At 41.7% G+C, this 14,112-nt stretch carries 11 protein-coding genes; 10 read left to right on the top strand and 1 reads right to left on the bottom strand.

Annotated features, from left to right (window positions below):
* Window positions 1–292: 292 nt before the first annotated feature.
* The 6 genes from ACWTVK_RS06715 to trpA all read left to right on the top strand — a co-directional run bounded on the left by ACWTVK_RS06715 (window position 293) and on the right by trpA (window position 7,463).
* Window positions 293–1,762: an anthranilate synthase component I family protein gene (locus ACWTVK_RS06715; RefSeq protein WP_456046356.1), complete on the top strand. Its 1,470-nt coding sequence runs from the start codon at window positions 293–295 to the stop codon at window positions 1,760–1,762.
* Complete coding sequence (locus ACWTVK_RS06720) at window positions 1,762–2,328, top strand: anthranilate synthase component II (protein WP_005387556.1); 567 nt, start codon at window positions 1,762–1,764, stop codon at window positions 2,326–2,328. The genes ACWTVK_RS06715 and ACWTVK_RS06720 overlap by 1 nt, the downstream gene beginning before the upstream one ends.
* A 589-nt stretch (window positions 2,329–2,917) precedes the next feature.
* Window positions 2,918–3,928: an anthranilate phosphoribosyltransferase gene (trpD, locus tag ACWTVK_RS06725; RefSeq protein ID WP_456046357.1), complete on the top strand. Its 1,011-nt coding sequence runs from the start codon at window positions 2,918–2,920 to the stop codon at window positions 3,926–3,928.
* Between the two features lie 3 nt (window positions 3,929–3,931).
* The gene (gene trpCF / locus ACWTVK_RS06730) at window positions 3,932–5,443 is read left to right on the top strand and encodes a bifunctional indole-3-glycerol-phosphate synthase TrpC/phosphoribosylanthranilate isomerase TrpF (protein WP_456046358.1); all 1,512 of its coding nucleotides are present in this window, start codon (window positions 3,932–3,934) and stop codon (window positions 5,441–5,443) included.
* Between the two features lie 42 nt (window positions 5,444–5,485).
* Window positions 5,486–6,679 (top strand): tryptophan synthase subunit beta, encoded by a 1,194-nt coding sequence (gene trpB, locus ACWTVK_RS06735; protein WP_105094572.1) that lies wholly within the window; start codon window positions 5,486–5,488, stop codon window positions 6,677–6,679.
* Entirely contained in the window at window positions 6,672–7,463 is a 792-nt protein-coding gene (gene trpA / locus ACWTVK_RS06740) for a tryptophan synthase subunit alpha (protein ID WP_456046359.1), read from the top strand. Before trpB ends, trpA begins: the two co-directional genes overlap by 8 nt.
* Before the next feature lie 122 nt (window positions 7,464–7,585).
* Here the strand turns inward: trpA and ACWTVK_RS06745 are convergent, their stop codons facing one another.
* Entirely contained in the window at window positions 7,586–7,876 is a 291-nt protein-coding gene (locus ACWTVK_RS06745; protein WP_105094574.1) for a hypothetical protein, read from the bottom strand.
* Between the two features lie 166 nt (window positions 7,877–8,042).
* On the opposite strand from ACWTVK_RS06745, the gene ACWTVK_RS06750 reads away from it, so the two are divergent.
* From ACWTVK_RS06750 to ileS, 4 genes are all read left to right on the top strand, one after another.
* Complete coding sequence (locus ACWTVK_RS06750; protein WP_456046360.1) at window positions 8,043–8,966, top strand: DUF805 domain-containing protein; 924 nt, start codon at window positions 8,043–8,045, stop codon at window positions 8,964–8,966.
* Window position 8,967: 1 nt separating this feature from the next.
* On the top strand, window positions 8,968–9,537 hold the full coding sequence (locus tag ACWTVK_RS06755; RefSeq protein WP_287507114.1) for a DUF805 domain-containing protein: 570 nt from the start codon (window positions 8,968–8,970) through the stop codon (window positions 9,535–9,537).
* Between the two features lie 218 nt (window positions 9,538–9,755).
* On the top strand, window positions 9,756–10,391 hold the full coding sequence (locus tag ACWTVK_RS06760) for a DUF805 domain-containing protein (protein WP_456046361.1): 636 nt from the start codon (window positions 9,756–9,758) through the stop codon (window positions 10,389–10,391).
* Window positions 10,392–10,786: 395 nt separating this feature from the next.
* On the top strand, window positions 10,787–13,621 hold the full coding sequence (gene ileS / locus ACWTVK_RS06765; protein WP_456046362.1) for an isoleucine--tRNA ligase: 2,835 nt from the start codon (window positions 10,787–10,789) through the stop codon (window positions 13,619–13,621).
* Window positions 13,622–14,112: the final 491 nt, after the last annotated feature.

Genomic DNA, 14,112 nt, shown 5'->3' on the forward strand with positions numbered 1-14,112 from the left:
TTAGCTGAGAACCCGTAGTATGCAGCTTATTAAATGGACCACCGAGGGCGCATGGAACAGAATGAACTTTCATTCCTAGTATGGTGCGACGTCACACGAGCGTTAGTCGTGAGGGATATGTTAGTATCCTGCGAAAGGGGAATGCGTTGCATTCAAACAAGGTGGTACCGCGATTTATAGCATAATACAAGTATTTTCTAATAATTGTATAAGAATAGAACTATAGACTCGTCCTTGACGTTATATTGTCATGGGCGAGTTTTTTTATTGGCATCGCCAGATGGAGGTTCTCATGATTTTCCCTAGTCTTGACAGTGTGAAAGCTATCGCACCAGGCTACGATATCGTGCCTGTATATATGGAAATTTTATCCGACGTACGCACACCGATTAGTGTGTTGAAAGCATTAAAACAAGTGAGCAGTCATACGTACTTGCTTGAAAGTGCGGATAATAGTAATCATTGGGGCCGTTACTCCTTCTTGGGCTACGATCCTAAGATTGAGCTCTTCTGCAAAAACCATACAATGACTATCAAAGACGGTACAACACGTACTTTTGAATGCTCTGACCCAGCTGCAGAAATTCGCAATATTTTGAGCCAATATAAAAGCCCTCGTTTGGAAGAGTTACCAACCTTTACAGGTGGCTTTGTAGGCTACTTTGCTTGTGAATACATTCGCTACATCGAGCCAACTCTCGATTTCCCAACGCCAGATGATGACTCTGCTATGGTCAACGATGTAGACCTTATGCTCTTTGATAAAGTAATCGCTTTTGACCACTATAAAAATAAAATCTATTTGATTGCTAACATCAGTACAAACGATTTAGAACGGAACTACAACAAGGCTGAGCTTGAGTTGAAAGCATTAGCTGATCTCGTAGTAAACGGCAAAGAGGCTAATATTCCAAAAGGCATTCTTAAAACTGAGTTTACCTCTGAGTTTACAAAGGATGAGTTTGAAGCAGTTGTTAAAAAAACACAACATTATATCAAGGAAGGGGATATCTTCCAATGTGTTGTATCTAATCGCCGCGAAGCTGAGTTTGATGGTAGCTTGTTAAATGCATACCGCGTATTGCGTACATTGAACCCATCTCCATATATGTTCTACTTATCTGGTGGTGATGTAGAGCTTACAGGTGCCTCTCCAGAAACATTGGTAAAACTAACAGATGGTAAAATGTACACCTTCCCAATTGCAGGCACTATGCGCCGCGGTAAAAACGAAGCAGAAGACCTCGCTATTGAGGAAAAACTCATTAATGACGAAAAAGAGTTGGCTGAACATAACATGCTCGTTGACCTTGGTCGTAATGATTTAGGTAAGATTGCTAAATTCGGCTCTGTAAAAGTTGAAGCGTTACACATGTTACAACGCTTCTCTCATGTAATCCATATTACATCTACTGTAAGCGGTGATATTCAAGATGGAAAAGATGCCCTCGATGCCATCGGTGCTACATTGCCAGCAGGTACATTGTCTGGGGCTCCTAAGATTCGTGCTATCGAGATTTTACACGAACTTGAAAAAAGCCCACGCGGCGTATACGGTGGTGCCGTAGGTTACATCGATTTCTCCGGTAACATGGACGTATGTATCGGCATCCGCATGGCCATGAATAAAGGCGGCAAGGTCTATGTTCGAGCTGGTGCTGGTATCGTTCGCGATAGCGTGCCTGCCAGTGAATACAACGAAACCTTAATCAAAGGCCAATCCATGATTTCCGCAATTACAGATGCACAGGAGGTAGAATAATGGTACTCCTTATAGATAATTACGATAGCTTCTCCTTTAATTTATACCAATTAGTAGGCTCTATCGATCCAGATATTAAAGTCATCCGCAGCGATGAATTAACAGTTGAAGAAATCCGCGCTTTGAAACCAGACTATGTGATACTTTCACCAGGACCTGGCAGACCGGCTGATGCGGGCGTATACGAAGACCTATTGCGCGAATGCAAAGGTGAATTCCCAATCCTTGGCGTATGCCTCGGTCACCAAGCCATCGGCGAAGTATTCGGCGGCACCGTATCTTACGCAAAACAAGTTATGCACGGCAAACAAAGCGTAGCCAAACAAGTACACCCATCCAAAATCCTTAAAGATGTACCTGAACAATTCGAAGTAGCACGCTACCACTCCTTGGCAATTATTGACGAAACCATGCCAAGCGAACTCATCGTTACATCCATTACCGACGACGGCGAAGTAATGAGCGTAGAACACAAAGACTACCCAATCTACGGCGTGCAATTCCATCCGGAATCCATCATGACACCGAACGGGGAACAAATGATTCGCAATTTCTTAGAAAAATAACCTACACCCCAATTTATGTATCGAGGGGCTATTTATAAGGCCTAGAACGATGGGGCAGAAATAAGGTCTCTCGGAACTCCGAGTGGCTACCGCCCCACTACGTGGGGCCGCCAAGTCGTTCCTTAAGACCTTATTTCCTGCCAACTCAACCTTGGTAATACCTACTTAATAGCCCCTCTATAATACATAGATCGAACAATAGCCATATTTTCTAAAGAAATATGCGAATCAGGACCCCTAATCTAAGAAGAAGTGGTGCATAGCGCCACCATTCCCATTCCCTATAAAGAAATGACCAGTGCATTACTCCATATAATGCGCAGGATCATTTAATATATATTGAATTGTTGTTCATTTTTATATTGGTTATGAATGTGGGTAGGGCATATAAATGATTAAATGTCATAGTGTTTATGTGAGTTCACGGGGTTCTAGGCCCGACTTTGGCCCTGCGAAGGCCGTAGGCCGAAGTCAGACCCGGCCAGTGGAGGGCATAGGTCCACGTGAATCACATGTAATATGAATGCAAATATATGCCCTACCATCGCATTGAATACAATAAAAATGAACAACAAGTAAGGAGATATAAATGATTAAAGACGCATTATATGCAGTAACGCACGGTCAAGATTTATCCTACGACCTTGCTAAAGATACAATGAACAAGATTATGAGCGGTGACGTACCCGAGGTGCCTATGGCAGGTTTCTTGTGTGCTCTTGCAGCAAAAGGCCCTACTGTAGATGAGGTTACGGCTTTTGCTGAGGTTATGCGCGAGAAGGCTGGTTCTGTGCCTCATGAAGGTACTGTTGTAGAAATCGTAGGTACTGGCGGTGATGAAGCGAATACATTCAACATTTCTACTACGTCTGGTTTTATCATTTCTGCAGCAGGTATTCCTGTAGCAAAACATGGTAACCGCAGTGTATCCAGTAAATGTGGCGCTGCTGATTTAATCGAAGCCTTAGGCGCTAAATTAGAGCTTAATGGTGAACAAAACGAGGCGGTTCTCAATAAAGCAAATATGTGCTTCATGTTTGCTCCTGTATATCACCAAGCTATGAAATATGCAGGTCCTGTACGTAAGGCATTGGGCGTTCGTACGGTATTCAACATCCTTGGACCGTTGGCAAACCCTGCAGGTGCTACTGTAGAATTAATGGGCGTGTACGATAAATCTTTAGTAGAACCATTGGCTCGCGTATTGGCTAACCTCGGCGTGAAACGCGGTGCTGTGGTACACGGCTTCGATGGCCTTGATGAAATTACGGCTACCAATAAAACGTACGTATGCGAAATTAATAATGGTACTTTCACAAGCTACGAATTAGATCCTAAGGAATATGGTTTCGAATACGCTGATAAAACTGAGCTCGAAGGTGGCGATGCTACGGTAAACGCTAAGATTACTCGTCGCGTTCTCGGTGGTGAGCAAGGTGGCAAACGCACTGCCGTTGTTCTTAATGCAGGCATGGCGATTTACCTTGCAAAAGATGGCATTACATTAGCAGAGGGCATTGAAGAGGCGAAAAACATGATTGACTCTGGCAAGGCTCTTGCCACAATGGAACAGTTTGTGAAAGCAACACAAGAGGTATAACCATTGATTTTAGATAGAATTGTAGAGGCTACCAAAATTCGAGTAGCCCAAGAAAAACAGGTGGAAACGCCTGAGGCTGTAAAAGCAGTGGCTTTGGCGTTACCATCTGATACAGGATTTCCTTTTGAAGCAGCCCTTCGTCAGCAAGACTTTAACTTCATTTGCGAAGTAAAGAAGGCGTCTCCGTCTAAGGGCATCATTGCTGAGCACTTTCCCTATTTAGACATCGCTAAAGAATATGAAGTAGCAGGCGCTGCGGCTATCTCTGTATTGACTGAGCCAGATTTCTTCAAAGGTGATAAAAAATATCTCCAAGAAATTGCAAGCACTGTAAAAATCCCTGTACTTCGCAAGGACTTCATTATCGATGAATACCAAATTTACCAAGCGAAGGTGTGGGGCGCTAGCGCGATTCTCTTGATTTGTGCATGTTTAGATGTGCCTACGTTAACAAGATTCCGTGAGTTAGCCGATTCTCTTGGTTTGTCTTCCTTAGTAGAGGCTCATGACGAGCATGAGGTGCAAATGGCTATCGATTGTGGTGCCCGTATCATTGGCGTTAACAACCGCAATTTGAAAGACTTCACGGTGGACGTACAAAACAGCGTACGCTTACGCAATCTCGTAGAAGATGATGTAATTTTCGTATCTGAAAGCGGCCTTGAAACGCCAGAGGATATACAAGTGTTGCGGGATAATAATATCGGTGTCGCCTTGATGGGAGAAACCTTTATGCGTTCCCCTAATAAGGTTGAGAAATTGGCATATCTCTATGGTCCAACCTACTACACACCAAAAATTAAGATGTGTGGTATCTCTAAGGTAGAAACAATTCCTGCTATAGTCGATGCAAAGCCTGACTATATGGGTCTTGTATTTGCACCGAGCAAACGACAAGTCACTGTAGAGCAAGCTAAGACATTAGTGGACGAGCTCCATAAGCAATACGAAAAAATATATGGTGAAGCTACAGCACCAATGAATACTGGTACAGCACAAGACAGTCAGGACAATGAGGAATTTGTCCAAGGAAACTCTAATTTTGAGAAGATTAAAACAGTAGGTGTATTCGTCAACGAAACAGTAGAAAACCTACTTAAGATTGCTGAGGAAGTCAAACTCGATGTGATTCAACTTCATGGCGATGAAGATGAGTCTTTCATCCAAACACTAAAAGAACAGTCTAATGTAGAGGTTTGGAAAGCTGTTCAAGTCCGTAGTGCGGCAGATGCAGAAAAATGGATTGATAGTAGTGCGGATATGCTTTTATTTGATGCATACCACAAAGAAGAGCGGGGCGGTACAGGCGAAGTATTCGACTGGTCCTCGTTAGATGAGTTTGAACGACCATTTATGCTCGCAGGCGGCATCGATAGTACCAATGTGGCCCGTGCGATTCGTACGGTTCGCCCTTATGGCATCGATATTAGCAGCGGCATTGAAACAGAAGGCGTGAAAGACAATGAAAAGATTAAAGCTTTCACCCACATCGTAAGAACAATAGCCCTGTCATAACATGGCACATTAGCAGGAATGATAGATAGAAAGGTAAGTTATATGAGTGAACAAAGACATGGTTATTTTGGTTCCTTTGGTGGCCAATTTATGCCAGAAACATTGATGAATGCAGTCATCGAATTGGAAGAGGCGTATAACAAGTACAAAGATGATCCTGATTTCGTACGCGAACTTGAGGATTTACATAAAAAATATACAGGCCGTCCATCCCTTTTATACTATGCAGAACGCATGACAAAGGACCTTGGGGGCGCTAAAATCTATTTAAAACGGGAAGATTTGAACCATACTGGTTCCCACAAGTTGAACAACGTAATTGGTCAAATGTTATTGGCAAAACGTATGGGTAAAACGCGCGTTATTGCTGAAACTGGTGCAGGTCAACATGGCGTGGCAACAGCTACTATCGCTGCGTTGATGGGCATGGAATGTGAAGTATACATGGGTGCAGAGGACTGTGAACGTCAAGCACTTAACGTATATCGCATGGAATTATTGGGCGCTAAGGTACATCCTGTAACAACTGGTACAAGTACATTAAAAGATGCTGTTTCTGAAGCGATGCGCGAATGGACAAACCGCATGTCTGATACACACTATGTATTGGGTTCTGTTATGGGCGCGCATCCATTCCCGATGATCGTTCGTGATTTCCAATCTATCATTAGCCGTGAAGCGCGTGAGCAAATCCTTGAAGCAGAAGGCAAATTGCCAACAGCGGTTATGGCTTGCGTAGGCGGTGGCTCCAATGCGATGGGCATGTTCTATCACTTCATTCCTGATGAAGGGGTTCGCCTCATCGGTTGTGAAGCGGCAGGTCGTGGTGTTGATACAGAGGAACATGCAGCAACAATCGCAAAAGGTTCTGTTGGTATCTTCCATGGCATGAAATCCTATTTCTGCCAAGACGAAGACGGCCAAATTGCACCAGTATATTCTATCTCCGCAGGCCTTGATTACCCTGGCATCGGACCTGAACATGCGTACTTGCACGATAGTGGCCGTGCAGAATACGTGCCTGTAACGGACGATGAAGCAGTAGATGCTTTCGAATATTTGTCTCGATTAGAAGGCATTATTCCAGCTATCGAGAGTGCTCACGCAGTGGCGCATGCGCGTAAAATCGCTCCTACTATGAGCAAGGACGATATTATTATTATTTGTTTATCTGGTCGTGGCGACAAAGACGTAGCGGCTATGGCGAAATACAGAGGGGTCGATCTTCATGAGTAAAATTAAAGACGCTTTCACAAAGGGCAAGGCATTCATCCCGTTCATTAGTGCTGGCGACCACGGTATTGAAAATACAGAACGTTATATTCGTATCATGGTGAAAGCCGGTGCCGACATGGTAGAAATTGGTATTCCGTTCTCTGATCCAACAGCGGAAGGTCCAGTTATCCAAGAGGCAAGCACGCGGGCTCTATCTACAGGTGTAAAAATTCACGATATCTTTGATATGGTGCGTCGTTTACGTACTGGCGAAGATGCAGTGACAGTACCACTCGTATTCATGACCTACTTGAATCCTATTTATGTATTCGGTCGTGAAAAATTCTTTACCCTCTGCGAAGAGGTTGGCATTTCTGGCGTTATTGTGCCTGATATGCCATTTGAAGAAAAAGGTGAACTCGCTAGTGTAGCTAATAAACACGGCGTTGAAGTGGTATCCTTGATCGCTCCAACATCTGAAAACCGCATCGAAATGATCGCAAAAGATGCAGAAGGCTTTGTGTACTGCGTATCCTCCCTCGGTGTTACAGGCATGCGTAGCGAAATCAAGACAGATATTAAATCCATCGTTGAGACGATTCGCAAATATACAGATATTCCTGTAGCTGTTGGTTTCGGTATTTCTAAGCCAGAACAAGCGGAAGCAATGGCTCGCGTATCTGACGGTGCTATCGTTGGCTCTGCTATCGTTAAAATCGTTGCAGAACACGGTGAACATGCTGACCAAGCGTTATTTGACTACGTACAATCCATGAAACAAGCGGTACAAAAAGCTAACGCATAATAAAATAGATAATACAATACATACTAAAAAGGACGTTATACATGTGGTATAACGTCCTTTTTAGGTTAGTTAGTTTAGTTATGTGTTATATGACTGGATAACCAGTTATGAAAGGGGAATGATTAGCCATTTGTAGATTCGGAACGTTGATGTTGTTCGCTGCGTTTAGCAGTGGCATTTTTATCATGTTTTTCACGTTCAGATACTCTGTGTTTTTTATATTTCTTTTGGTCCGGTTTGAACCATGGATGAGCACTGCTATCTACAGTACCATCATCGTTCTTTTCCATGCGATGGTTTTCACCGATTTTGAAGTGGTAATCTTTAGCTTGCGCTACATTGGCACCAATACCGACTGTTAAGAATGCTGCCAAGCTGGCCATAGCTACTACTTTAGTCAATTTAGCGTTCATAAGTATTATCTCCTATACAAACTTAATTGCACGAATTTTAGTTGTAAAAAATATATTATTAGTATAGGTAAAATTAATGAAGAAAAAATGAAATGTAAGCCTTGGTAAAGCATAGTATAATAGTTATAGCTAAGTTTGTATAATATCTTAATATAGTAGGAGTTTTATGAAACAGAGAGTATATGAAATCCTCTATCGCGAGCTAGTAGAAAACTATGCAAATGGTAAAGGACGAACAACGACAGCCGATTTTTGGCTTACCATAAGCGCTATGACCTTTGTATACGGTCTAGTTATATTCATAACAGGTCTTGCTACCTTCATTCCTTATGGATTTTTATATGCTATATCCTTAGGGGGCGGCGTATTGACTGCATTGACAGTAGTGTTAACATTGCCGACTATTATGCTAGTTGCAAGACGGTTGCGAGATTCTAATAATGATCCAACATTGATGATTCTCATCTTTATTCCTATTTTAGGATGGTTGATTTTGCTGTACCTATTATGCAAGAGGTCGGCTCCAACACAAGAAGTAAACGTAATTAATGAACAGATATCTGCAGAACCAAGTATAAAGGAAAAGAAATCAATTTCGGGTGTATTCATCGTGGCTATCCTTGTTTTAGGTTGGATTGCTAGTAGTGTAGGGACCTCTATGATGGGTCATAATTATATGGTAGAAGAAACAGCCTTTGGTAATTTAGGACAAGGTGCTTTTACCAAAAAAGCAAACCGTTTACTACGTAGTGATTCTGCTACAACAGAAGGTTATCTAGTTGTGAAAGAGTATTACCAAGCACTTGCGAATGGGGATTATCATAGTGCGTATCGAGAATTGAGTAGTCGTGAAATGGAACGATATGGCACCTTTGATCTTTGGCAACAAGCTAAGGCGAAGGAACAACGTTCTGCTGTGGAATCTATACAATTAGACTATGTGTCTCAAGATGTTGATGATGATGTAACAGTGGATTATATCGGATATAGAGTGGACTTTGTAGATAAAAGACCATCTATGTTAGTACGTTTATATAATGTGGGTAACGGTTGGAAAATCGTTGGTTTTGAAGAGTTTGAGGAGGACTAGTATGGCATCTGTAAATGTATATGATTTAAACTATACTGATGCCTTCGTGCTAGGCATCAAAAACTACGCCAACTTTAAAGGTCGTGCGAGCCGTAGTGAATACTGGCGATTTATGGCTGGAATGATGATGGTTCAAGGAACACTAGGGGTTGTAGCCATTCTTTGTAAAGGTATTGGTCTTTATAACTTCGAGTCTATTATTGATACGATTACGTTGTTAGTCACTTTATTTTTCGTGATTCCTAATATCGCCATCACAACGCGACGTATGCATGATATTGGTCGCAGTGGCTGGACTCAACTCATCTCCTTTATTCCCATTATAGGCTTCTTTATATTCTTGAACTATGAATTGAAACGAGGCGATGAAGGCGAGAATGGTTACGGTGAAAGAACTGCCTATATACCTATTACTAGGAATATAAGTGAATCTACGGGGCTTGAAGCAACTCCATCTCGAAAACAAGACTGGGTTATGGGCATTACCATCTTCGTTCTTCAATCCATCGTCTTTGGTGATACTATCGGTGATATATTATGGTATGGTATTAATGCCAATGGCTACATATAGTATTAACCTGTATCAAATAGCATACTTATTATTTTATTTTATAAAAGTTTAACAACTCCTTTATAGACAATATAACACTTTGTAGTAAAATGAAATCAAGATGAATTTAAAAAAATAGATATGGTTACGTTACAACATATCTAAGTTACTATATGAGTTAAGAACAACAGGAATTTATGAGCTTCACTGTTTCCTGCTGTGAATGGAAGGAGTTTAGTATGAGATCTTGTCCCTATTGTGGGCATGAGGTGTTAAAAAATGAACGATACTGTCCAAACTGTGGACGTATTCGTAAAGCACCTATTTCGTTAGATAAATATAACTTGGGATTGATTGAAAACTTTAAACAATGTTTGATTTACAAATATGCTGACTTTGAAGGACGCGCTAGTCGTAGCGAATATTGGAACTTCTTTTTGATGTACCAACTGCTGTTTGTAGCCATTTTATTTACCTGTGCTTTTTTGAGCTATATTAGTCCGCTCTCTAGTGCAGTAGGCGTTGGCTTCGGGCTAGTCATTCTTGTACTTATGTCCGTCGTTATGGTCATTCCTGGCGTAGCTGTTGCGGTGCGGCGCCTGCATGATCAAGGCCGCTCTGGCGGACTTGTCTTTGTGGGACTCGTTCCTGTCATTGGTACAATTATATTACTAGTGTTAATGGTGCTTCCTGGTGAAAGCCACTCAAATCGCTTTGGCTCTCCTACAGGGCAAGTGATCTTAACAAAACAAATGGCTCATGAAATTGGTTTGATTGATGCTACACCTACTACAGGCCTTACAGCAGGATTACTATGTGCAATCTTTGTGCTGTGGTTCTTGGTAGACCGATTGCTAACGACAAGTGTGATGTAAAATAATATATATGTAAAAACCAGTTCCCTATATAGAGTAGAGGACTGGTTTTTATATGGAAAATTATTTGACAATACCCCCTCATGAGCCCTATAATTATCTATTATATGAATATTGCGTTGAAAAAGACGGCACGTCTCAGACGGATTTAGTAGAGACCAAACTCATGGGCTGAAAGGTTTGGAAATCTAGAGATTTGCGGATCACTTTGGAGCAAGCAGGAACCCTGCCGGTGAACACCGTTATATGTTTAAGTGGCTTTCACAAAATGAAGCCTAGTTATTCCGTATGCTCGGAATATTCTAGCTTTCACAGAAGGTCAGTAGGGTGGTACCACGGATATTACGTCCGTCCCTTCGGGGACGGGCGATTTTTTTATGTAAAAGGAGCACATCATGGATTACGGTAAGACGTTACATTTGCCTGAAACAGAATTCCCAATGCGCGGCAATTTGCCTAAGCGCGAACCAGAAATCTTAAAGTTCTGGGAAGATCACAAAATTTATCAAAAACGTTTGGAATTGCGTAAAGACGCAAAACCATTCATCTTGCATGATGGCCCTCCATATGCGAACGGTAAATTGCATATCGGTCATGCCCTCAACAAAACGTTGAAGGATATCATCATGAAATACAAGACTATGACTGGTCATTATACTCGCTACATCCCTGGTTGGGATACGCACGGTTTGCCAATCGAGCATGCGGTTATTAAAAACACTGGCCTTAACCGTCATGAAATGGCGCCATTGGACTTGCGCAACAAATGTAAGGAATATGCATTAGAATGCGTAGAAACTCAAAAGCAAGACTTTATTCGCTTTGGTGTATTGGGTGAATGGGATCGCCCTTATTTGACATTACGTCCTGAGTTCGAAGTAAAACAACTTGGTATCTTCGGCGAAATGGCAAAACGTGGCCACATCTATAAAGGTCTTAAAACTGTATACTGGTGTACTCACTGCGAAACTGCATTGGCAGAGGCAGAAATCGAATACGCTGAGAAAAAATCTTTCTCCATCTACGTAAAATTCCCTTACGTATCCGAGAAAAAGGTAACATTGCCAGCTGGCGTAGATCCAAAACAAGCATTTGCTGTTATCTGGACAACTACTCCTTGGACAATGCCTGCCAACGTTGCAATCTCCGTTAACCCTGAACTTGAATATGGCTGGGTAAAAGTAGGCGACGAATACTACTTGATGGCTACTGAACTCGTTGATGCGGCTATGAAAGACATCGGCATTGAAGACTACGAAATCGTAAATCGTTTCTCTGGCGCAGATTTGGAATTGGCTGAATTCAAACATCCATTCGTAGAACGTAAATCCACTGTATTATGCGGTGACCACGTTACACTTGAAGCAGGTACTGGTTGCGTACATACAGCGCCTGCACACGGTGAAGACGACTTTAACATCGTTCAACGTTACAACAAAGAAGGTAAAGTTGAGCTTCCTATCGTATCCCTTGTTAACGAAACTGGTAACTACACGAAACAAGTGGACGACAACCGTTATGGCGATACTGAATTCCCATTGGCTGGCGTAGAAATTCACGATGCAGAGGTGCCTGTTATCAAAATCTTGGCGCACAACAATGCATTGCTTCACAAATCTAGCTTGCGTCACCAATACGCTCACTGCTGGCGTTGTAAAAATCCTGTCATCTACCGTGCTACAGAACAATGGTTCTCCTCTGTAGATGGATATCGTCAACAAGCACTTGATGCAATCGACAATCAAGTACAATGGATTCCTAAATGGGGCCATGATCGTATCTTTAATATGGTTCGCGACCGCGGTGACTGGGTAATTTCTCGTCAACGTATTTGGGGCGTACCAATTCCTATTTACTATTGTGAAAGCTGCGGCGAGCACATCATCAATGATGATACGATCAAAGCATTACAAGAAAAAGTAGCCGTAGAAGGCTCTGATGCTTGGTGGGCACACAGTGCTAAAGAATTGTTACCAGAAGGTTTCAAATGTCCTCATTGCGGTCATGATGAGTTCAAAAAAGAAACAGACATCATGGACGTATGGTTTGACTCTGGTTCCTCTTGGTCTGGCGTACTTGAAGTTAACGGCCTAGATGTACCATGTGCAATGTACCTTGAAGGTTCTGACCAACATCGCGGTTGGTTCAACTCTTCTTTGTTGACTGCAGTAGCAACAACTGGTAAAGCACCATATAATTCCGTATTGACTCACGGCTTCGTTGTGGACGGCGAAGGTCGCAAAATGTCTAAATCTGTAGGTAATACAGTGGCACCTAGCGACATTATCGACGTATACGGCGCTGACGTTATGCGTTTGTGGGTATCCTCTGCGGATTACCAAGCAGACGTACGTTTGTCCAAAGACATCGTAAAACAATTATCCGAAGTATATCGTAAGATCCGTAACACATTCCGCTTCTTGCTTGGTAATTTGGATGACTTCAATCCAAATACTGACAAAGTGGATTATGCAGATATGTCCGAATTCGACAAATGGGCATTGTTGCGCTTAGAAGAAGTACGACAAAAGGTTACTGATGCGTACGAAAACTATGAATTCCACATGTTGTATCATGCAATTCATAACTTCTGTACAGTAGACTTGAGCTCCATCTACCTTGATGTAATGAAAGTTACTATGTATGCTGAAACCAAAGATAACGTATATCGTCGTTCTGCTCAAACAGTAATGTATGAAGTCTTGAAAACATTGGTAGCTATGGTATCTCCAGTACTTTCCTTCACAGCTGAAGAAGTTTGGAAATACATGCCTAAAGAAGATGGCATGCCTGAATCCGCTATGCTTCAAGATTGGCCAGAAGGTCATCCTGAACACTTCAACCAAGAATTGGCTGATAAATGGAACCAATTGTTAGACTTGCGTACATCCGTACAAAAAGCATTGGAACTTGCTCGTCAAAACAAAACAATTGGTCACCCATTGGATGCATCCGTTACAGTATACGCTGAAGGCGCTGCATTTGACGCATTGAACGCTCTTGGTGAAGAAGACTTAGCTGCACTCGTTATTGTATCTGAAGCTCACATTGTAAATGGCGCTGCACCAGCAGAGGCTGTAAAAGACGAAGAAACAGGCGTAGCGACAGTAGTTGCTCCATCTGAACTTGAAAAATGTGAACGCTGCTGGATCCACCGCGGTACAGTAGGTCAAGACAGCAAACATCCTACACTTTGCCAACGTTGTGCAGAGATTGTTGAATCTCTATAATCACACATATAAACATACATAATACGAATAATGTATTGTGTATGTAAAAAAAGAAACCCTTCTCTAACCTTGTTAGTTTATGTTGAACTAAATTTGGATAGAGAAGGGTTTTGTTTTATTTCGAGGTATTTTTTTGAGAGTTGGTTCTGATGTGATTATAGTATGATGTGCTTTACGTATAATAGTTACATTGTTTTACAAATTGTTAAAAATTTATAGAAATTTATGAATTCGTTGTATGCTATCTTTCTCATAAAACTATCTATAATAATTGTTAGATTGTTATTTTCCTCATGAAAAATTAATGTGTAAATTTTTACTCATTTCATATTAAATTTAATATACTGGTTTAAGATATTTATAGTTAGTTTAGTTATTGTGCTTATATGAGAAGGAGGAACAGCAATGGTAGCAACTATCGTTAAAGCAATCTTGGCTGCGCTTACTGGTTTAGCAAACGCAATCTTGCCTTTATTCAAATAACAATTTCA

The sequence above is a fragment of the Veillonella sp. Ser01 genome, assembly GCF_053850375.1.